The organism is Nocardia sp. NPDC004860, from assembly GCF_040609015.1.
Lineage (GTDB): Bacteria > Actinomycetota > Actinomycetes > Mycobacteriales > Mycobacteriaceae > Nocardia.
In genome coordinates this window covers 1-21,770 of sequence record NZ_JBEXJI010000011.1, presented here as the reverse complement: position 1 = coordinate 21,770, position 21,770 = coordinate 1, and the positions used below count along the sequence as shown (strand labels likewise).

Annotated in this window: 12 protein-coding genes; 9 read left to right on the top strand and 3 right to left on the bottom strand. The window is 68.7% G+C overall.

The window, feature by feature from the left end; genetic code table 11:
- Window positions 1–257 precede the first annotated feature (257 nt).
- The 3 genes from ABZV44_RS20965 to ABZV44_RS20955 all read left to right on the top strand — a co-directional run bounded on the left by ABZV44_RS20965 (window position 258) and on the right by ABZV44_RS20955 (window position 4,197).
- Window positions 258–722, top strand: coding sequence for a hypothetical protein (locus ABZV44_RS20965; RefSeq protein ID WP_354838579.1), 465 nt, complete (start codon window positions 258–260; stop codon window positions 720–722).
- A gap of 205 nt (window positions 723–927) precedes the next feature.
- The gene (locus ABZV44_RS20960) at window positions 928–3,141 is read left to right on the top strand and encodes a molybdopterin-dependent oxidoreductase (RefSeq protein WP_354838576.1); all 2,214 of its coding nucleotides are present in this window, start codon (window positions 928–930) and stop codon (window positions 3,139–3,141) included.
- Window positions 3,142–3,579: 438 nt separating this feature from the next.
- The gene (locus ABZV44_RS20955) at window positions 3,580–4,197 is read left to right on the top strand and encodes a pyridoxamine 5'-phosphate oxidase family protein (RefSeq protein WP_354838573.1); all 618 of its coding nucleotides are present in this window, start codon (window positions 3,580–3,582) and stop codon (window positions 4,195–4,197) included.
- A 12-nt stretch (window positions 4,198–4,209) separates the two neighbouring features.
- On the opposite strand, the gene ABZV44_RS20950 is transcribed toward ABZV44_RS20955, so the two are convergent.
- Window positions 4,210–4,665, bottom strand: coding sequence for a GtrA family protein (locus ABZV44_RS20950; RefSeq protein WP_354838570.1), 456 nt, complete (start codon window positions 4,663–4,665; stop codon window positions 4,210–4,212).
- Window positions 4,666–4,730: 65 nt separating this feature from the next.
- Here ABZV44_RS20950 and ABZV44_RS20945 point away from each other — a divergent pair, with 65 nt between their 5' ends.
- From ABZV44_RS20945 to ABZV44_RS20930, 4 genes are all read left to right on the top strand, one after another.
- Window positions 4,731–6,236 (top strand): FAD-binding oxidoreductase, encoded by a 1,506-nt coding sequence (locus ABZV44_RS20945; protein WP_354838567.1) that lies wholly within the window; start codon window positions 4,731–4,733, stop codon window positions 6,234–6,236.
- The gene (locus ABZV44_RS20940; RefSeq protein ID WP_354838564.1) at window positions 6,233–6,994 is read left to right on the top strand and encodes a decaprenylphospho-beta-D-erythro-pentofuranosid-2-ulose 2-reductase; all 762 of its coding nucleotides are present in this window, start codon (window positions 6,233–6,235) and stop codon (window positions 6,992–6,994) included. The genes ABZV44_RS20945 and ABZV44_RS20940 overlap by 4 nt, the downstream gene beginning before the upstream one ends.
- Window positions 6,995–7,169: 175 nt before the next feature.
- Window positions 7,170–9,131 carry an arabinofuranosyltransferase gene (locus ABZV44_RS20935; RefSeq protein ID WP_354838561.1) on the top strand — a complete coding sequence of 654 codons (1,962 nt, stop codon included), beginning with the start codon at window positions 7,170–7,172 and terminating at the stop codon, window positions 9,129–9,131.
- A gap of 180 nt (window positions 9,132–9,311) precedes the next feature.
- A complete protein-coding gene (locus ABZV44_RS20930) occupies window positions 9,312–11,195 on the top strand; it encodes a DUF6541 family protein (protein WP_354838558.1) in 1,884 nt (627 codons plus the stop codon).
- Here ABZV44_RS20930 and ABZV44_RS20925 read toward each other — a convergent pair whose 3' ends face one another.
- Together ABZV44_RS20925 and ABZV44_RS20920 are read right to left on the bottom strand one after the other, a co-directional pair.
- Entirely contained in the window at window positions 11,196–12,866 is a 1,671-nt protein-coding gene (locus ABZV44_RS20925; protein WP_354838555.1) for a serine/threonine-protein kinase, read from the bottom strand. It abuts the gene before it with no gap.
- A gap of 14 nt (window positions 12,867–12,880) precedes the next feature.
- Window positions 12,881–14,758, bottom strand: coding sequence for a serine/threonine-protein kinase (locus ABZV44_RS20920; RefSeq protein ID WP_354838552.1), 1,878 nt, complete (start codon window positions 14,756–14,758; stop codon window positions 12,881–12,883).
- Window positions 14,759–14,916: 158 nt separating this feature from the next.
- Between ABZV44_RS20920 and ABZV44_RS20915 the strand changes: the two genes are divergently transcribed.
- Both ABZV44_RS20915 and ABZV44_RS20910 read left to right on the top strand, forming a co-directional pair.
- Window positions 14,917–18,168, top strand: a complete 3,252-nt coding sequence (locus ABZV44_RS20915; RefSeq protein WP_354838549.1) for an arabinosyltransferase domain-containing protein — start codon at window positions 14,917–14,919, stop codon at window positions 18,166–18,168.
- Window positions 18,169–18,342: 174 nt separating this feature from the next.
- Window positions 18,343–21,681: an arabinosyltransferase domain-containing protein gene (locus ABZV44_RS20910; RefSeq protein ID WP_354839083.1), complete on the top strand. Its 3,339-nt coding sequence runs from the start codon at window positions 18,343–18,345 to the stop codon at window positions 21,679–21,681.
- Window positions 21,682–21,770 lie beyond the last annotated feature (89 nt).

The following is a 21,770-nucleotide window of genomic DNA, read 5'->3' as shown; positions in this document are numbered from 1 at the left end:
ACGTCACGCCCTCGGACAGGCGCTGGGCTCCGGATCCGACGGCAGACCCCTTGACGGTGTTGGCGCAGGCAGAGCCGCTACCTCGAGGTCGTGTCGCAGCTGGGCCAGCGTCCCCATCGGGTCGGAACAAACCGGACGAATGCCCCTCCGGGACACAACCGGACCCGAGTTGAAAAAGAAGGTGTAACACCGCGAACCCCCCGCTCCGATACGAGGCACAGAGCAGGAATCAGAACTACCGGGGAATGGAGAAACCAGTGCGTACGACGTTTTCGTCAGCCGTTGCGGAATCCGCGCAGGACTACATCCGGCGCGGCTGGACGGTCGCCGAAACCGCCAATGGCGTGTGCCTGGTCACCGACGAGAACATCGCGGGCATCGAGGTCACCGGCGACACCGCCGCCTTCGTGCGCCGCTACCTACGGGCCAATGACCTGACCGGTCCCGTCATCGAGATCCCGGGCGCCGAGCGCCGCGAGATCCACCTCGTCACCGGCCTGCGCAAGGCCGAGCGCGCCATCGAGGCCCTGCGTGAGTCCGGCGTGGTCGTCTACGCCGACGGCGCCGGCATCCCGCTGCCGCCGACCAAGCTGTCCGCCGGTGCGGCCTGCTGGGGCGTCGCCCCGCACGAGGCCCGCTGGATCCCGCCGGTGGTCGCCATCGCCGCCGGTGTCCGCGCCGCCGCCAAGGGAGCGCCGCAGGCGGCCCGTATCGCCTCCTGAGGCCACCGGCTCTCACAACGACACGAAACCCGCGAGTGCACCCCGGCGCTCGCGGGTTTCGCCGCGTCCACGTCCGAACGTTGCAAATTAAGCGATAACGGACATAATCCGAGGCTCCGGCATTCGCGGCCGCCGGGAGCCCGCGTCCGGAATTACCGGCGGCCAGAGGTGTTCCGCCCGGTACGTTTCCGGGCGATCATGAGGTATGACCCACGTCACGGACAGCCCCCGGACATTGCTACGCACCTGCCCGCTCTGCGAAGCGGTGTGCGGCCTCGAGCTCACCCTGGACAGCACCGATCACATCGTCTCGGTGCGCGGTGACCACGCCGATCCCTTCAGCCGGGGCTTCATCTGCCCCAAGGGCGCCACCCTCGGACATCTCGACGCCGATCCGGATCGGCTGACCGCGCCCATGATTCGCGACCGCGCCACCGACACCTGGCGGGAGGCGAGCTGGGACGAGGCCTTCGGGGTGATCCGGGAGCGCCTGCCGCAGGTGACTGCCGCGCACGGCAATCAGGCGGTGGGGCTGTACCTGGGCAATCCCAATGCCCACACCGTGGCCGGGGCGCTGTATGTGCCGCTGCTGATCCGGGCGCTGGGCACCCGGAACCTGTTCTCCGCCAGCACCGCCGACCAGATGCCCAAGCAGGTGTCGAGCGGTCTCATGTTCGGTGATCCGCTCACCGTGGCGGTGCCGGACCTGGACCGCACCGGCTATCTGCTGATGCTGGGCGCGAATCCGCTGGAGTCCAATGGATCGCTGTGCACCGCACCGGATTTCCCGGGCCGGCTGAGGGCGCTGCGGCAGCGCGGCGGGCGGCTGGTAGTGGTGGATCCACGGCGCACGCGCACCGCCAAGCTGGCCGACGAGCACGTGTTCGTGCGGCCGGGCAGCGACGCCTACCTGCTGTTCGGGATCGTCCACACGTTGTTCGCGGAGGGCCTGACCGACGTCCGGGTCGAGGTGAACGGGCTGGACGAGGTGCGGGCCGCGGCAGCCGAATTCACGCCGGAGCTGGTGTCCGGCCGCACCGGGGTGCCCGCCGAGACTATCGTGCGCATCGCGCGCGAGCTGGCCGACGCGCCGACAGCCGCCGTCTACGCCCGGATCGGCACCTGCACCGCCGAATTCGGCACGCTCACGCAGTGGCTGGTGGATGTCGTCAATGTGCTCACCGGCAATTTCGACTCGCCCGGCGGTGCCATGTTCGCGACGGGGGCGGCGCTGGGCATCGTGCGGTCGCGGCCGTTCCGCCTCGCGCGCTGGGCCAGCCGGGTGCGCGAATTGCCCGAGGCCATGGGTGAACTGCCGGTGGCCACACTGGCGGACGAGATCCGCACGCCCGGCGACGGGCAGATCCGGGCCATGGTGACGGTGGCGGGCAATCCGGTGCTGTCCGCGCCCAGCGGCGCGCGCCTCGACACCGCCTTCGCCGGACTGGAATTCATGGTGAGTGTGGACCGCTACCTCAACGAGACCACCCGCCACGCGGACGTCATCCTGCCGCCCCCGCGCATCCTGCAGTCGCCGCACTACGATTTCGCGCTGCTCAATTTCGCGGTCCACAACTATGCCCGCTACTCGCGCCCGTTGGTGCCGCTCGGCGGGAACGAGCTGTCCGAGGCCGAGGTGCTGGCGCGGCTGGCCTTGGCCGTCTCGGGCCAGGAAGCCCAGCCCGGGCTGGACCCGCTCGGTGCGGTCGACGAGATCGTCATCGCCGGGACCCTGCACAAGGCCGGTCTGGCCGACCGCCGCGCCGAACTGCTCGGCACCGACACCACCGAACAGCGGCTGGACCTGATGCTGCGCCTGGGCCCCTTCGGCGAATGGTCGACCACGCCGGACGACGAGAACGAATGGCGCGGCAAGCTGAATCTGCAAGTGCTGCTGGACAATCCGCACGGCATCGACCTGGGTCCGCTGGAGCCCCGGCTACCGGGTGTGCTGCGGACAGCCTCTCGCCGGGTCGAGCTGGCGCCCGCCGAACTGCTGGCCGACCTGGACCGGCTGCGGGCCCGGCTGGGGGTCGAGCGGCCGGAGATGGTGCTGGTGGGGCGGCGGCAGCTGCGGTCCAACAACAGCTGGCTGCACAATGTGCCGCCACTGGTGGGCGGGTCGAATCGGTGCACGCTGCACATTCATCCGGAGGACGCGGCGCGGCTGGGGTTGAACGGGCAGGCCGTGGTGAAATCGGCGGCGGGCACGCTGACCGTGGACGTCGAGCCGACCGAGGACATCATGCCCGGCGTGGTCAGCCTGCCGCACGGCTGGGGACACGGGGACAGCACGCAGACCGTCGCGCGTGAGCACGCCGGGGTGAATGCCAATGTGCTGACCGATGATTCGCTGGTGGACGCCCCGTCCGGGAACGCCGTGTTCAATGGCGTGCCGGTGACGCTCACCCGGGTGTGAGGCGGCGCCGGACCACACCGTGCGTTGCGACCGGAGCCGATGCCCTGAAAGACCCGTCGGTATTTATGTTTCGAGCACCGAAGATCGGCGCCACCTAGGGGGATGACGGCCGTACGTCACCCCGGCAGCTCTGCGAAATGGGCAAATCAGGAATGCGAAATCCCCTCGCCCCCTGGGGATCTCGCATTCCTGCGGTTCGGAACGACGAGCAGCATCCCCGCAGCTGAGGGCCGAAGGTCCCTTGTGGGTCCTTTCATCCGGGAGGATCCTCCCCCGGGAAGGTTTATCCGGCAACAGTCGAGGAAGCCCCACCAGGGCAGATCCGCCGGTTCACGCATTTGCCACACGAAAATAGTTAAACCGTATAGGATTTCGGATGGCCGAAGTTCGTGGCCGAGCCTCTTCCATCCGGTATTCAGCTACCAAAGGGGGCGCACGATGCCCGGTATCAGAAACGGCAGCGACGGCGAACGGGAACTGCAGGAGCGATACGGTACCGAGGAACGGGCACAACGCTTCTACTCCGATCAGGTGCGAGATCGACTCAATACCCACATGATCGATTTCATCCGGCGCATGGACATGGCCTTCATCGCCACCTCCGACAAGCACGGTGAATGCGATGCCAGCTTCCGCGCCGGCAAAGCGGGCTTCCTGCACGTGATCGACGATCGCACCGTCGCCTATCCCGAATACCGCGGCAACGGCGTCATGGCCAGCCTCGGCAATATTCTCGAGAACCCCCACGTCGGCATTCTCATGATCGATTTCGTGCACGACCTGATCGGCCTGCACCTCAATGGCATCGCGCGCATCGTGGACGACGCGCTCATGCGCCGCTGTGTCCCCGACCTGCCGGCCGATACCCGGGGCCGCATTCCGGAGCGCTGGGTGGTGGTGGATGTGGAGGAGGCCTACATCCACTGCCGCAAGCACATTCCGCACCTGGTGCCGGCCCAGCGCGAGCAGCGCCAGTGGGGCACCGACAATGTGCGCGCCAAGGGCGGCGACTACTTCCGGGCGAAGGAAGAGACCAACGCCCTGGTCGAGTCCTGACTCCAGCGCCGCCTAGTCGATCTTGAAGATCACCGCGCGCTGGACAATGAAGTTGATCACGGTGGCGGTGCCCTGCGCGACGCAGAAGGCGAGCCAGATCCGCCACCACGCATCGGGCAGCGCGTAATAGCAGAGCTGGTTGATGCCGACCTGCAGCGCGAAGGTCACCGCGTACAACAGCACCACCGCGATGAAGCGCTTGCGGCTCGGCTCGGCCTGGAAGGTCCAGCGCCGGTTGATCAGGTAGGCCGTGGTCGTGCCCGCGATGAAGCTGATGGACTTGGCCACCGGCAGCGGCAGTCCGACCAGCTTGAACAGCAGCGTGTACAGGCCGAAGTCGACGATGGCGGACAGGCCACCGGTGACCGCGAATCGGATGATCTGCGTCTTGAGATCAACCTCCGTACCACCCGGTTCATCGACGAGGGGCAGCTCGGGCGGCAGGGGCAGATGGGGTTCCGCGGTCACAACGCAGAAGAGTAATGCCCGGGACAAAGGACACAAGCCTCGAGACGGTTATGCCTGTAGCCTCTATGCCGATGTCCACGAAAGCTCAGACCACCACCGCGGCCGCCACCGAGCCCAGCTCGGCAGGCGAGGGCCCCGTCGTAGGCAACGACACAGCGGGCACGGCGTCATCGGGTTCGTTCGACCTGCCGACGCAGACCCGGCGCCTGACCGGGTGGGGTCGCACCGCAGCCACCACCTCGGAAGTGCTCTCCACCGATGACCCGGAGCTGATCGCCAAGGCGGTCGCCATGGTCGCGGAGGACAACGACTCCAAGCCCGCGCACCTACGGCGCGGCGTCATCGCCCGCGGCCTCGGCCGTTCGTACGGTGATCACGCCCAGAACGCGGGTGGCCTGGTCGTCGACATGACCGCACTCAACCGCGTCCACCGCATCGACCGGGACTCCCGGCTGGTGGACGTGGACGCGGGCGTCAGCCTCGACCAGCTGATGAAGGCGGCGCTGCCGTTCGGCCTGTGGGTTCCGGTGCTGCCGGGCACCCGGCAGGTGACCGTGGGCGGGGCCATCGGCTCGGACATCCACGGCAAGAACCACCACAGCGCGGGCAGCTTCGGCAATCACGTGCGGTCCATCGATCTGCTCACCGCCGACGGCAAGGTGCAGACCATCGGGCCGAAGAAGAACGCCAAGCTGTTCTGGGCCACTGTCGGCGGCAATGGCCTGACCGGCATCATCCTGCGTGCCACCATCGAGATGACGCCCACCGAGACGGCGTACTTCATCTCCGACGGCATCAAGACCACCGGCCTGGACGAGACCATCGCGGTCCACAAGGACGGGTCCGAGGAGAACTACACCTACTCCTCCACCTGGTTCGATGTGATCTCCGGGCCGCCGAAACTGGGCCGCGCCAATGTGTCTCGCGGACGGCTGGCGAAGCTCGATGAGCTGCCGAAGAAGCTGCGCAAGAATCCGCTGAAGTTCGATGCGCCGAATCTGCTGACGGTGCCGGATATCTTCCCGAGTTTCGCGGCCAACAAGTTCACGCTGGGCATGGTCGGCGAGGCGTATTACGCGCTCGGCGGGAACTACACCGGCAAACTGATGAACTTGACGCAGTTCTACCACATGCTGGACGTGGTCTCGGAGTGGAATCGGGCCTACGGATCCAAGGGATTCATCCAGTACCAGTTCGTGCTGCCGCCCGAGGCGCTCGATGAATTCACCAAGATCATCGTGGATATCCAGCGGTCGGGTCACCATTCGGCGCTCAATGTGCTGAAGTTCTTCGGCCCGGGCAACCCGGCTCCGCTGAGCTTCCCCATGGAGGGCTGGAACATCTGCGTCGACTTCCCGGTCCGCCCCGGTCTCAATGACTTCGTGCGCGAACTGGACCGGCGCGTCCTGGAATTCGGCGGTCGCCTCTACACTGCCAAGGATTCACGGACCGACGCGGACACCTTCCACAAGATGTACCCGCGGATCGACGAGTGGATCAAGATCCGCCGAAGCGTGGATCCCACAGGCGTTTTCATGTCCGATATGGCGAGAAGGCTGGAGCTTCAGTGATCAATGCGGTAGGGAACCCGCAATCCATTCTGCTGCTGGGCGGCACCTCGGAGATCGGCTTGGCGATCTGCGCCGAGTACCTGAAGAAGGGTCCCGCGCGCATCATCCTGGCCGCTCTGCCCGGTGACCCGCTGCGCGAGGACGCCGTGTCGCAGATGAAGGCCGCCGGCGCCTCCGAGGTGCAGGTCATCGACTTCGACGCGCTCGACACCGACAGCCACCCGGCCGTGATCGACGCGGCGTGGGCGGACGGTGACGTCGACGTGGCCATCGTCGCGTTCGGCATCGACGGTGACGGCGAGATCTTCTGGCAGGACCAGCGCAAGGCCGTCATGATGGCCGAGATCAACTACACCGCGGCGGTTTCCGTCGGCGTGCTGCTCGGCGAGAAGATGAAGGCGCAGGGCTTCGGCCGCATCCTGGCCATGTCCTCGGTCGCCGGTGAGCGCGTGCGCCGCTTCAACTTCGTCTACGGCTCCACCAAGGCCGGCCTGGACGGCTTCTACCTGGGTCTCGGCGAGGCGGTCGCGAAGTTCGGTCCGCGCGTGACGGTTATCCGCCCCGGTATGGTGCGCACCCGGCTCTCCGCGCACGCCAAGGAGAACGGGCTCACCGTGAACAAGGAGGACGTCGCCCTCCTCGCGGTCGCCGCCTCCGAGAAGGGCAAGGAAATCGTCTGGGCCCCCGGCGTTTTCCGCTACGTCATGATGATCCTGCGCCACGTGCCGCGCCCGATCTTCCGCCGCCTCCCCATCTAGGCGACACATTCTCGCACCGATACGCATGCCGCGTCCGGCACCCGGGCGCGGCATGCGCCGTTCCGGCCCGAAGACCCCGGACATCGGTGGTTGGGCCCGGCGGTCGGGTTCGCGTGCACCGCACTGGCTAGGCTGGCGCGCGGTCCATGGACACGAATGCGGAGGCAGGGTGCGGATGAGCGAGCGGGCGAGCGGACGGATGGGGGTGCTGGCACGGCAGGCCGGTGGGGCTGCCGGGGAGGCGGTGCTCGCCGCGGTCGTGGCGGGCGTGGTGGCGGCGGTCGGGCTCGAGGCGTTCGCGACCGTGCACTGGCCGGCCTTCAACTCCTCCAATGTGACTCGCGCACTCACCACCGTGGGGCAGGTGGCCACCCTGGCCGTGCTGGTGGTCGCGGTGGTGCTGCTGCGGTTGCACAGGTGGCTCCGGCTGGCGAAAGTGCTGTCCTGGGCCGGGCTTTCGGCCTTCGTGACCGTCACATTGGGCATGCCGCTGGCCGCGACGAAGCTGTACCTGTTCGGGATGTCCGTGGACCAGGAGTTCCGGACGCAGTATCTGACGCGGCTGACCGACAGCCCGGCGCTGCACGACATGAACTACATCGACCTGCCGCCCTACTACCCGGCGGGCTGGTTCTGGTTCGGCGGGCGATTCGCGGCGCTGACCGGCATGGCCGGGTGGGAGGCGTTCAAGCCGTACGCGATCATCGGGCTGGCGGTCGCCGCGGTGGTCGCACTCGTCCTGTGGTCCAACCTGATTCGCGCCGACTGGGCCGTGGCGGTGGCCGCCGCCACGACCGCGGTGACGCTGGCCTACGGCTCTCCCGAGGCCTACAGCGCAGTGCTGGTGCTGCTGCTCGGACCGCTGCTGCTGCTGGCATGGGGCGCGCTCTATCGGCCGGGCGAGACCGGGAACGCGACCGATGACGGGAACGCGACCGATACCGGGGCGGCGACGCGGACCGCGGGCGGCTGGGGCGCGGTGCTCGGCGCGGGACTGCTACTCGGGCTGTTCGCCACCTTCTACACGCTGTACTTCCTGGTGGCCGTGTTCGCGGTGTGCCTGATGGCGCTGGTCGCCTTCGGCCTCACCGCGCGGGCGCACCGTACCTGGCGGTCGCTGTGGCCGATCCTGTTGCGGCTCATCGGGATCGGCGCGATCTCCGGCGTGCTGGCGCTGACCGTGTGGCTGCCGTACTTCCTGAAGGCGTTGCGCGGCACCACCGCCAGCTCTGGGACGGCCCTGCACTACCTGCCCGAATCCGGGTCACGGCTGCCGCTGCCCATGTTCGACTTCGACCTGCTCGGGGTCTTCTGCCTGGCCGGGACCGTCTGGCTGCTACTGCGCGCGGCCAGTTCGCGGCGCGCACAAGCGCTCGGCGTGGGCGTGCTCGCCATCTACCTGTGGTCGCTGCTCTCGATGGCCGCCACGGCGGCCGGGACCACGCTGCTGTCGTTCCGGCTCGAATCCCCGCTCCTGGCACTGCTGTCCGCCGCCGGCGTCTTCGCCTTCGCCGAGGGCGCGCGGGCGATCTACCAGGCGCTGAACGAGCCCGGGCGGTTCCGGATCGCCGCGGCGGCGGTCGCGGTGGCCGGTGCGATCGGGTTCAGCCAGGGCATTCCGACGGTGCTGGCGGCGGAGATCACCACCGCCTACACCGATACCGACGGCAATGGGTTCCGCGCCGACAAGCGGCCGCCGTCGGCGGTGTCGAACTACCGCGAGGTCGATGCGACACTGCTGGAGCAGACCAGCCGGCCGCGGGACGCCAGCGTGGTGCTCACCGCGGACACCAGCTTCCTGGCCATCTACCCGTACTACGGATTCCAGGCTCTCACTTCGCATTACGCGAACCCGCTGGCCGACTTCGCGGCGCGCACCGCCGAGATCCAGCGCTGGAGCACGCTGAAGACGCCGCAGGAGCTGACCGACGCGCTGAACCACTGCCGCTGGCGCGCGCCGGATGCCTTCCTGTTCCGGCGTTCGGGCGACGACTACACGCTGCGGCTCTCGCAGGACGTGTACCCGAACGACCCGAATGTGAAGCGTTTCACAGTGTCCTTCCCCAAGGCGCTGTTCGACGACGCGCACTATCGGATCACCAATATCGGACCGTTCACCCTGGTTGTGCGGGTCTGAACACCTGTGCGAGACCAGGATCACTTATCCCCAGAAATCCTCCGGTTTCTGTGGATAGACACCGGCTTCTGTGGATAACTGCGTGACTTGCCAGTGCAATCTCTGTCGAACCCGGTAGCGTGGGCCGCTGATTGCAAGGCACCCAAGAGTTTGCGTTGCAAGGCACCGAGGAGTTTGCGCGTGACACAGGGGTGGGCATCCAGCCCGGGGGACGACGGCGGTTCGGCGGTAGCGGTTCTCGACCACGCCGGCCCGGAAACGGCTCGCCCCAAGCTTTCTCGGCCACAGCGCGTCGCCCGCCGCATCCGGCTGGCCCGCGCCGATCTGATCGTCGCCGCGGCGTATCTGTCGCTGGCGGTGCTGGTGCTGTCGGGTCAGTGGCTGCACACCGATCGCGGCTACCTGATCAAGAGCGGCCAGGATCAGACCATGTGGGAGTGGTTCTTCGCGGTCACCGCCCACAATGTCGCGCATCTGGAGAACCCGCTGGGCTCGCTGCTGCAGAACTATCCCGACGGCGTGAACATGATGGCCAATACCGCCATGTTCGGCGTCGGTGTGCCGCTCACCCCGGTCACCCTGATGTTCGGTCCGACCGTCACCTTCGTGCTGGTGCTCACCGTGGGCCTGTTCGGGACCGCGTTCGCCTGGTACTGGCTGTTCTCACGGGAACTGGTGGCGTCGAAATTCGCGGCGGCCGTGGGCGGTCTGTTCTGTGGCTTCGCCCCGGCCATGATCTCGCACGCCAACGCACACCCGAATTTCGCTGTGCTGGCGCTGCTTCCGCTGATCGTGCTGCAGCTGATCCGGATGGCCCGGCGCGCGGAGCTCACCCGCGAGGTGCGCAAGGCGCGGCGCAACCGTGACGCCTTCGTGCTGGGCCTGCTGGTGGCCCTGCAGATCGCGCTCGGCGAGGAGCCGCTGCTCATCTTCGCGCTGTCCTTCGGCGTCTTCGCGCTCGTCTACCATCTGCACACCCCGCGCACCGGGTGGCGTGCGCTGCGCGCCATCACCCCGACCGTGCTGCTGGCCGCGCTGATCACGGTGGCGCTCACCGAGATTCCGCTGTGGTGGCAGTTCTTCGGCCCGCAGTCCTACCGGTCCATCGAGCACGGGCCGATGAACAACGACCTCGAGGCGCTGTTCCAGTTCCCGTCCGAGTCGCTGGGCGGGATGTTCTCGCACGGGCAGAACGTGGCCATCAATCCCACCGAGGAGAATTCGTACTTCGGCTGGCCGCTGTGGATCGTGGTCACGGTGGCCGTGGCACTCATGTGGCGGGAGCGGGCGGTACGCGCGGCCGCCGCGGTGATCGTGACGTTCACCGTGCTGTCGCTGGGCGCGACCCTGATGATCGGCCACCACAACACCGGCATCACCCTGCCGTGGCAGCGGCTCGAGGATGTGCCGCTGCTGAATTCGGTGCTGGAGTCGCGCTTCACCATGGCCGCGATTCCGGCCATCGCCCTGATCCTGGCGCTGGCCACCCAGCGTGCCCTGGACTACTGGAAGGTCTCGGCGACCGACTGGCGGCCGCTGGCCCTGTTCGGCGCGCTGGCCTTCGCCCTGCTGCCGCTCACCCCGACCATCCTGCCCGCGGTGCAGCGCCCGCCCACCCCGGACTTCTTCGCGGACGGCACAGTGCGCCAATACGTTTCGCACGGTTCGGTGGTGGTGGCGCCGCCGCCGACCCCGCCGGACGCCCGTGCGCTGCACTGGCAGGCCGAGTCCGGCTTCGAATTCCCGCTCGCGGGAGGCTATTTCGTCGGTCCGACCGGCACCTCCAAGAAGGGCCGCTACGGCCCCGACGACCGGCCCACCGCGAGCCTGCTGATGAAGGCGCAGCGGTCCAACACGATTCCGGTCGTGGACAACGCCATGCGGGCGCAGGCGCTGGCCGATCTGCGCTACTGGCGGGCCGACGTGGTGGTGCTGCCGCCCACCGACAACAGCGATACGCTGCGCCTGACCGTCGACCAGCTGATCGGCTTCCCCGCCCGATACGTCGACGGCGTCTGGCTCTGGGACGTGCGCGACCTGGTGGGCGCGAGCGCTCCGGCGTAGTCAGCCGACGCGGGTGTAGGTGACGTATCCGCTGGTCGAGAGCGCGCGCGTGATCCTGCCATTGCTCAGCAGCAATTCGTGGGTGCTCTGCGGGTGGCAGCCGGAGCCGCCGGAGACGAGGGTGCCGGCGCCGACCGTGATGTCGCCGGTGCCGGGAACGCCCAGCAGGCGATAGTCGAAGACGCAGATCGGCCGATTGTCGCGCAGCACCGTGGAGGTCACCACATCGTCGTTCAGGTTGCCCTGCCGGATGACCAGGCGGTAGTCGTCGGCATTGGCGTCGCTGGTGCCCGCCCATTGACCGATGAAGTCGCCCGGCACCCGGCCCGCGAGAGTCGAGGGCGGCACGGCGGCGATCGGGCTCTGCCCGCCGGTGGGCACCGCGGTCGCCACGGTCGGCACCGACGCGGACACCGGTGCGCCACTTGTCCTGCCGTGGCTCTCCAGATCCACCGTCACCAGGATGGCGCCACCCGCGATCACGGTCGCGGCCAGCACCGCCAGCAGCCCGGTGAGCACGCCGCGGCCCACCCCGGACCCGTACCGCGCCGGTTCCGGGACCCGATGCCGGTGCGGCGCACCGTCGTCGAACGATCCGCTGCTCGCACCGTAGGCCACGCCGTATGCGGGTGCGCCGGGCTCGGTGTAGGAGCGCCCGGGACCGAGCACGGCCGGATCGGTGCGGGGTGAGCGCAGCAGCGCCGGATCGGTGTGCGGGGAACGCAGCACCGTCGGATCCGTGCGGGGCGAACGCAGCGCGGCCGGATCGGTGACGAAGCCGATCGGCGGCGTGGTCAGCACCGTCGGCGGTGCGCTCAGCACGGTTGGCGTGGTCACCGCTCGCCACGCCGCCCAGGCGGCGTCGGCGAAATCCGTACAGCTGGGGAACCTTTCGTCCGGATGCTTGGCCAGTGCGCGGTCGAAGACGGCGTCGAAGCGCGCGGACAGATCGGGGCGCACCTGCGTGACGTGCAGGGGCGGCGTGCTGGTGTGCGCGTAGATCAGCCCCGCCAGATCGGTGGCCAGGAACGGCCGGGATCCGGTGAGCAGCACGAAAAGCGTGCAGGCCAGCGAGTATTGATCGGTGCGCGGATCCAGGAAGCGGCCCGACACCTGCTCCGGCGAGGCGAAGGCGAAGGTCGCGGAGATGTCCCCGGTCTTGGTGACGTGGGTGGTCTCGTCACGCAGCCGGGCAATGCCGAAGTCGGTCAGCAGGGCCCGTTCCGGGCGGCCGTCCTCGGCCGGGGAGAGCATGATGTTCGACGGCTTCACATCCCGGTGCAGCACGCCCTTGCCGTGCGCGTAGTCCAGGGCGGAGGCGATGCCCCCGCCGACGCGCAGCGCCCGCTCGGGGGCCAGGCCCGAAAGACTGTCCGCGTCAGGGCCTTCCACGAACTGCATGGCGATCCACAGGCGTCCGTCGTCGAGGCCGCGGTCGAACACCGACACGATGTTCGGATGGTCGAAGCGGGCGGTGATGCCGGCCTCCCGCTCGAAACGCCGCCAGCCCTCGGCGTCGGCGGTCACTTCGTCCCGGTTGAAGACCTTGAGGGCGGCCAGGCGCGGTAGCCGGGGATGCCGCGCGGCATAGACGGTGCCCGAACCCCCGGCCCCGATCCAGCGTTCGATGACGTATCCGGCGATCTCCTCGCCCGGCTTCAGATCGGCCATGGTCGCGCACCTACCTACTTCAGGGGAGCCCTTTCGAGCCAGTCGGTCAGGAGGCTGTTCACCGTGTGCCCGGGCCAGCGCAGCACCATGACGAAGCGCGATCTCGGATCACCGTCGGGGAAGGAGACGGCGGCGAGCGCCCGATGGGCCTCGGTGTCCTGGGTGGCGGCCGGGTCCACGCCGGCCGCCGTGGTGACGGTCAGGGCGCCCGCCACGTCCTCGTGGGTACGGGTGGTGACACGGGCGTTGTTGCCGAAGAAGACCGCGGCGACGGAACTGCCCGGCCGGGTGTCGAAGTCGAAGACGTCGAAGTGCACCTGGCCGGTGCCGTCGTCGCCATTGCACAGCACGCGATGCGCGCCCTGGGCCGCCTCGCCCGGACCCGGATCCCGGGGCCGGCAGGATCCGCCCTGCCAGCCCACCGCGGTGCCGGTGGAGGCGAGTTGCCCGACCAGGCTGGGGAAGGCGCGGGCGATGGCGGCGTCGTCCCGTCCCCAGGACGAGACCAGCGCATCCGCGCTGCTGTACGTGATCAGCCCGCTCACATCGGTTTTGCGGCTGATCCGCCCGTCGGGCAGCAGGGTGAGGGTGGTGGGACCGTTGGCGCGGCAGGCATTGGCCGGCTCCCGGACCACGATCTCGGAGGTGCCGATGATCAGGCGGTCGCCCTCGTGGGGCACCCGGTCCAGCGGCGCGGAGAATTCGCAGTGGAACGGAGAACCGTCGGGCAGCACGCCGTCCACGCGATTGGACAGCACCGGATCGCCGATCTTGGCCTGCTGCACGGTCAGCCGGTAGTTGGTCTGTCCCTCGGTGGCCAGCCAGGTGCCCACGAACGTGTCCGGCACCAGGCCCGGTCCGGATCGGACCGGTGGCGAATCGCCGTGGTGCAGCGCGAAACCCACGCCCGCGGCCGTCACCGCGGCCACCGCCACCGGGACCAGGACGCGCCGGTGTAAGACGCGCTGCCACAGCGGTTTCCGGCCCCAGTCCCGGAGCTGCCGCGGCGGCTGTTGCGGCAGCAGACCGGCCGCGGCGGTCACCGCCAGGGCCGGATCGGAGTAGTACGCCTCGGTGGCGGCATAGGCGAAGTCCGCACAGCTGTCGAAGCGGTCCTCCGGATCCTTGGCCAGGGCCCGGTCGAAGACCTCGTCCAAGGCCGCCGGCAGCTCGGGATTCACCTCGCTCGGGCGCAGCGGCCGCTCCCGGGTGTGGGCGTGCACCCAGCCCAGCGGATTGTCGGCGCTGAAGGGCCGGCGGTCGGTGAGCAGCACGAAAAGTGTGCAGGCCAGCGAATATTGGTCCGAGTCCGGGCCCACCGGCCGGCCGCTCACCTGCTCCGGTGATGCGAAAGCGAAAGTGGCGGAGATATTTCCGGTATGGGTGTGTTTGGTGGTCTCGTCGCGCAGCCGGGCGATGCCGAAGTCGGTGAGCAGGGCGCGCTCGGGGCGGCCGCTGTCGGGATCGGCGATGAGGATGTTGGAGGGCTTCACATCCCGGTGCAGGACGCCCTTGCCGTGCGCGTAATCCAGTGCGGCCGCGATCTCGGTGCCGATGCGCAGGCCCCGGTCGGGCGAAACACGGTGCAGTTCAGCGGCATCCACGCCGTCGATGTACTGCATGGAGATCCAGAACTGGTTCTCGGCGACGCCGCGGTCGTAGACCTGCACGATATTGGGGTGGTCGAAGTGGGCGGCGATATCGGCCTCGCGCTCGAAACGCCGCCAGACCTCGTCGTCCTCGGCGACATCGTCGCGTTTCAAGATCTTGAGGGCCGTGAGCCGGGGTAACCGCGGATGCCGCGCCGCGTAGACGACGCCCGAACCCCCGGCCCCGATTCGCCGCGCGATCACATACCCGGCGATGATTTCGCCAGGTCGCAGCTCGGTCATGCTTCCTCTTCGTCTTCCGGCCCGGCCCCACGCCCAGTTCGGATAACAACCATCCTGACGGACATCCGCCGATTCGGCTACAGGTCAGCCGGTTCGAGGCGGCCGGAACACCGGGAGATGTGCAGCCGCTGTGCGCGCGATGGTTAGAGTCGGTGCTCGTGCGCGCAGACTCCCGAGCGTTCCACCGCCTCCGCATCCTCGCCCTGGTATCCGGGTTACTCGGATTCCTGCTGGCGGTGATCACGCCGATCCTGCCGGTGAACCAGGACCGGCCGACACTGCATTGGCCACAAGGGGATACGGCCGACGTCGCGGCGCCGCTGGTGTCGTACGTGCCATCGAACCTGGACGTGAGCCTGCCGTGCCAGGTGCTGCGGGAACTGCCGACCGGCACGCTGTTCTCGACCGTGCCCGCGGCCTCGGGGCAGGCCGAGTCGAAGGGCCTGGTCGTCAAGGTCACCGACGAGCCCGGCAAGGGACGCGCGGTATCGGTGCTGGTGCGGCTGATTCCGCTGCTCAGTGCGCCGGCGGCGGAGATCCAGGACTGCGCGGCGATCACCGTGCACTCGGACGCCGCTGAAACCCGGGCCGAATTCGCCGGGGTGCACCGCCAGGACGGCACGCCCTTCGCCGGCCGGGTCGGCGGGGACACCCGGCCGCAGGTGGTGGGCCTGTTCACCGATCTGAAGCGGGATCAGCTCGGGAACGCCTCCGCCACCGTGGATATCGACGCGCGCTTCACCTCCAGCCCGACCTGGCTCAAGCGCATCGCGACGCTCGGGGCAGTGCTGTTCACCCTGCTCGCCCTCTACGCGCTGCACCTGCTGGACACCTCCGACGGCCGTAAGCCGCGCCGATTCCTGCCCGCGCACTGGTGGCGGGTGCGGCTCGCCGACATCGCGGTGCTGGGCACGCTGGTGGTGTGGCACATCATCGGCGCCAACACCTCCGATGACGGCTACATCCTGAATATGGCTCGGGCCTCGAAGGTTTCGGGCTACATGGCCAACTACTACCGCTGGTTCGGGGTGGCCGAGGCGCCCTTCGGCTGGCCGTACGAGGTGCTGGCCTGGATGACCCGGATCAGCGATTCCAGCCCGTGGATGCGCCTGCCCGCGCTGCTGGCCGGCATCGTGTGCTGGCTGGTTATCAGCCGGGAAGTGTTGCCGCGCCTGGGTTCACAGGTGCGACGCGACACCGTCGCCATCTGGACCGCGGGACTGGTGTTCCTGGCCGCCTGGATGCCCTACGACAACGGCCTGCGCCCGGAGCCGCTCATCGCCGCGGGCGCGCTGTTGACCTGGTGCTCCATCGAAAGGGCCGTTGCCACCGGGCGTTTGCTGCCCGCCGCCGTCGGCGTGCTGATCGCGGCCTTCTCGCTGGCCGCCGGGCCGACCGGGCTCATCTGCATCGCGGCGCTCATCGCGGGCGCGCGGCCGGTGCTCATGGTCGTCATCAAGCGCGCCAAGGGCCCGGGATCGTGGCTGCTGCGTTACGGCGCGCTGCTGGCGCCCGGCGTGGCCGCCGGAACCCTGGTGCTGGTAGTGGTTTTCGGCGATCAGACCCTCGCCTCGGTCATGGAGGCGACCCGGGTGCGCAAGCTCATCGGCCCCAATGTGGCCTGGTTCGACGAGCGCACGCGCTGGGACGCGCTGCTCATGCTCTCCCCCGACGGCTCGCTGGCCCGCCGCTTCGGCATCCTGGCCATGCTGCTGTGCCTGGGCGTATGCGTGATGGTGATGCTGCGCAAGAACGGCCGCATCCCCGGGACCTCCCGCGGACCCTCGGCGCGAATCCTGGGCATCATCTTCATGTCGCTGTTCCTGATGATGTTCACGCCCACCAAGTGGACCCACCACTTCGGCGTGTATGCCGGACTGGCCGGGTCTGTGGCGGCGCTGGCCGCGGTCGCGGTCGGGCTCAACGGGATTCGCTCGCCGCGCAATCGCACGCTGTTCACCGCCGCGGTGTTCTTCCTGCTGGCCATGACCTTCACCGGACCCAACGGCTGGTGGTACGTGTCCAGCTACGGCGTGCCGTGGTTCGACAAGGCGCCGCTCATCGCCGGCAAGGGCTTCTCCACGCTGTTCCTGGGCCTGGCGGTGCTGTGCCTGCTCATCGCCGCCTACCAGCACTTCCGCGAGCCGTACACGCAGCCGAAACCGGCGCGCGGCTTCGACAGGTTCGCCAGCATGCCGCTCACCATCGCGGCGGCCGTGCTGGTGCTGTTCGAGGTGCTGTCGCTGGCCAAGGCGGCCGTCGGCCAGTACCCGGCCTACTCCATCGCGGAATCGAATCTGCGCGCGCTGCAGGGTGATTCGTGTGGGCTGGCCAACGAGGTGCTGGTGGAGACCGATACCGCCGATTCGCTGCTGCACCCGTGGACCGGATCCGACGCCGACGGTCTGTCCGCCGAGAGCACCGGATTCACGCCCAATGGCGTCGCCTCCGACCTCACCGCGGACGCGGAGGAGACCGTCACCGGCGGGGCCAACTCGGTCAACGAGAAGTCCGGCAACAAGACGTCCAAGACCACCGGCGCGGGCACCGGCGGCGGCAAGAGCGAAGAGGCCGGCATCAACGGCAGCTCCGTCGCCCTGCCCTTCGGCCTGGACCCGGCCAAGACTCCGGTCGAGGGCAGTTACACCGATGGCGAGCAGCAGGTTTCGAAGCTCACCACCCAGTGGTACAACGTGGAGAAGCTGACCACTCTCCGCAATGATCCCGCCTACAAGGTGCTGGTCGTGACGGCGGCGGGGCGCATCCGGTCCTTCAACAAGGACGGCGTCGAGACCTACGGGCAGGACCTGTTCGTCGAGTACGGCACCCGCGACGCCCAGGGCACGGTCACGAACACCGGGCGGATCCGGCCGATCGATATCGGCCCGAGCCCGTCCTGGCGCAACCTGCGCGTGCCGCTGGACCAGATTCCCGCGGGCGCCAATGCGATTCGCCTGGTGCTCAATGACGCCGACATCACCCCGCGCCAGTGGCTGGCCGTCACCCCGCCCCGGCTGCCCCGGCTGCAGACCCTGAATTCCCTTGTCGGCGACAGCGCTCCGGTGCTGGAGGACTGGCACGTCGGCCTCGCCTTCCCGTGCCAGCGCCCCTTCGATCACCACGACGGCGTCGCCGAGGTGCCCGAATGGCGCATTCTGCCGGACCGCGTCGGCCAGGACGCCTCCAATGCCTGGCAGGACGACATCGGCGGCGGCCCACTGGGCTGGACGGGATTGCTGCTCAAGTCCGAGACCCGGCCGTCGTACCTGAATCACGACTGGAGCCGGGACTGGGGCTCGCTCGAGAAGTTCACCCCCTATGTCCCGGATGCGAACTTCGCGCCGACCCTGGACGTCACCGTCCAGTCCCGCTCCGGCCTGGCCAAGGATTCGCCCATCAAGACGAAATGAAAGGTGACCACTGATTTCGTGAGGTGGGGGTAACTCGTCGGGTACGGCCAAAATCGGGTTGGCACCCAACCGCCGGCACGCGTGCAAAACTGGCAACGGCTCCCACGCCGTGCGCCAAGTCTCGGGGAGGCGGGGGGGCTACCATCAGCAACCGTGCCAGACGCCTCCGCTGTACTGACAAAGCCGAATCCCCCGGCGACCGCCCCCGCGACACCGCGCGACTATCGCTTCGCGAAGCTCATAGCGATCGTCGCGGGCGTGCTCGGGGCGCTGTTCGCGCTGGCGACACCGTTCCTGCCGGTACAGCAGACCCAGGCGGAGGTGAGCTGGCCACAGGGCGGCTCGCTCGATCCCGTGCAGGCGGCACTGATGTCGCAGGTGCCCATCGACGCGAACGCCACCATCCCATGTTCCGCGGTCCAGCAACTGGATCCGCGCGGCGGCATCCTGCTGGCAACGGCGCCGCCGCAGGGCAAGGGCGCGGACCTGGAGGCCCTGTTCGTCCGCGTCTCCGGTGAGAGCGTGGACGTGCTGGACCGGAATGCCGTGGTGGCCAGCGCCACCCGCACCGAGATGAGCCAGTGCTCGCAACTGGTCATCACGTCCGACAGCACCCAGACCTACGCCAGTTTCGAGGGCGTCACCCGCACCGTCGAGAAGCCCACCGCCGACGGCGGACGGGAACTGGTCACCGTGCCCGTGGAGGGCCGCCTGCTCGGCGATCTGCGCCCCCAGGTGGTGGGCGTGTTCACCGATATGAAAGGCGGCGTGCCGGCGGGCCTCTCGTTCCACATGACCGTGGACTCCCGGTTCACCTCCTCGCCGACGGTCATCAAGCTGGTGGCCATCATCGCCGCGGTCCTGCTCACCCTGCTGGCCATGGGCGCGCTCGCGGTGCTGGACACCAGTGACGGCCGCGGGCACCGGCGCATCCTGCCGGCGCACTGGCTGAAGCCGACCTGGGCGGACGGCGGCATCATCGGCACCCTGCTGCTGTGGCACTTCGTGGGCGCCAACACCTCCGACGACGGCTACATCCTGACCATGGTGCGGGCGGCCCCGCACGCGGGCTACCTGGCCAACTACTTCCGCTGGTTCGGCGTGCCCGAGGCGCCGTTCGGCTGGTACTACTACGTTATCCAGGCCTTCGCCGAGGTCTCCACCGCCAGCCCGTGGGTGCGAATTCCCGCGCTGCTCTGCGGAATCCTGTGCTGGCTGGTGATCAGCCGCGAGGTGGTGCCGCGACTGGGCAACGCGGTGGCGAAGTCCCAGGTCGCGCTGTGGACCGGCGGCCTGGTGTTCCTGGCCTTCTGGCTGCCCTACGACAACGGCCTGCGCTCGGAGCCGATCGTGGCCCTCGGCGCGCTGCTGACCTGGGTGTCCATCGAGCGGGCCATCGCCACCTCGCGCCTGCTGCCCGCCGCGGTCGCGGTGCTGGTGGCGGCGTTCACGCTGGCGGCGGCGCCGACCGGTCTGATGTGTGTGGCGGCGCTGCTCGCGGGCATCCGGCCGCTGGTGCGGATCGTGGTGCGGCGGCGCAAGCAGTTCGGCGATCTGGCCCTGCTCGCCCCCATCGCGGCGGCCGGATTCCTGGTGCTGGTGGCGGTTTTCGCCGATCAGACCTTCGCCGGAATCATGGAGGCGAACCGGGTGCGGCAGGTGACCGGGCCGAATCTGGCCTGGTACGAGGACTATCTGCGCTACTACTACCTGTTCGTCGAGACCGTGGACGGCTCGCTGGCGCGGCGCTTCGCGTTCCTGCTCATGATCCTGTGCCTGATCACCACCATGCTGGTGCTGCTGCGCCGGCGGCAGGTGCCGGGCATCGCGAGCGCGCCGACCTGGCGGCTCATGGGCGTGGTCTTCGGAACCATCTTCTTCATGATGTTCAACCCGACCAAGTGGACCCACCACTTCGGTTCGTACGCGGGCATCGCGGGTTCGCTGGCGGCGGTGACGGCGGTCGCCGTGTCCGCCACCGCACTTCGCTCCCGGAAGAACCGGTCGGTGTTCCTGGCCGGGCTGCTGTTCACCCTCGCCGTCGCCTTCTCCGGCATCAACGGCTACTGGTACGTCTCCAGCTACGGCGTGCCGTGGTTCGACAAGACCGTCTCCCTGCACGGCTTCCAGTCCAACACCCTGATGCTGGTGCTGTTCGGGCTGGCGCTGGCCGTGGTGGCCTGGCAGTCGCTGCGCGAGGGCTACGCCAAGCCGATGGCGAACGGGAAGACCAAGCGCGGCCGGCGGATCCGCAAGTTCGCCGCCATCCCGCTCACCGTGGTCGCCGCGCTCATGGTGCTGTTCGAGGTGGTGTCGCTGCTCAAGGGCGCGGTGCAGCAGTACCCGGCGTACTCGCTGGCGCGCTCGAACATCGACGCGGTCACCGGCAACACCTGCGGGCTCGCCAATGACGTGCTGGTCGAGGGAAATGTCAACAGCGGCAACCTGACCCCCATCGCCGATCCGGCCCACCCGCCGCAGAACGGCGACCCGCTGGCCGGTGAGAGCCCGGTCGGCTTCTCCCCCAACGGCGTCGCCGACAAGCTGGACGCCGACAGCGTCGAGGTGAAGCCGGGCACCGGCAATACCTCCACCCAGACCGTCGGCCCGGCCTTCGAGAAGGGTCAGAACGCGGGCACCGGCGGCGGCAAGGGCGCGCAGGGCGTAAACGGCTCCACCGTGGCCCTGCCCTTCGGCCTGGACCCGGCCACCACACCGGTCATGGGCAGCTACCAGGACGGCGTGCAGCAGCCCGCCGAGCTCACCTCCAGCTGGTATCAGCTGCCGCCGCGCTCGGACGACTCACCGCTGATCGTGATTTCGGCGGCCGGGCGCGTGATGTCGTTCGACGACACCGGCAATATGACCTACGGCCAGGACATCTTCCTGGAGTACGGCCACCACAACCCGGACGGCACCGTCACCTTCCTCGACAAGTACCGCCCGCTCGACGTCGGCCCGGCCCCGTCCTGGCGCAACCTGCGCATTCCGCGTTCGGCGCTGCCCGACAATGCCGACGCGGTCCGCATCTACACCCGCGACCCGATCCTGATCGGCGACCAGTGGCTGGCCTTCACCCCGCCGCGGGTGCCGAAGCTGGTGTCGCTCAACAGCTATCTGGGCTCCACCCAGCCCATCCTGCTGGACTGGGCCGTGGGCCTGCAGTTCCCGTGCCAGCACCCGTTCGATCACCGCAACGGTGTGGTGGACGCGGCGCCCAAGTACCGCATCCTGCCCGACCGGCCGCTGGCCATCAGCTCCACCAATACCTGGCAGGCCGAGGAATTCGGCGGTCCGCTGGGCTGGGCGGAGATGCTGTCGGCCTCCAAGACGGTGCCGACCTATCTGAAGGACAACTACGCCCGCGACTGGGGCTCCCTGGAGCAGTACGAGCCGTTCTATCCGGATCCGTCCGACCCGGCCAAGGCCAAGTTCCCCAAGCCCGCGCAGGTCGACACCCACGTGGTGACCCGCTCCGGGTTCTGGTCACCGGGGAAGATGCGCGTCTTCTGACCCGGGACACGTGATGATCGGTGGCCGCCCGCGGCGGGGCGGGGGGGCCATGGGCTTTGGGGGGCTGGTGTAATTGAGTTTGGATTTTT

Coding starts and splice junctions, on each gene's coding strand:
- ABZV44_RS20960 (WP_354838576.1), top strand. CDS start 928: ATGACCCACGTCACGGACAGCCCCCGGACATTGCTACGCACCTGCCCG.
- ABZV44_RS20955 (WP_354838573.1), top strand. CDS start 3,580: ATGCCCGGTATCAGAAACGGCAGCGACGGCGAACGGGAACTGCAGGAG.
- ABZV44_RS20945 (WP_354838567.1), top strand. CDS start 4,731: ATGCCGATGTCCACGAAAGCTCAGACCACCACCGCGGCCGCCACCGAG.
- ABZV44_RS20935 (WP_354838561.1), top strand. CDS start 7,170: ATGAGCGAGCGGGCGAGCGGACGGATGGGGGTGCTGGCACGGCAGGCC.
- ABZV44_RS20925 (WP_354838555.1), bottom strand. CDS start 12,866: ATGGCCGATCTGAAGCCGGGCGAGGAGATCGCCGGATACGTCATCGAA.
- ABZV44_RS20920 (WP_354838552.1), bottom strand. CDS start 14,758: ATGACCGAGCTGCGACCTGGCGAAATCATCGCCGGGTATGTGATCGCG.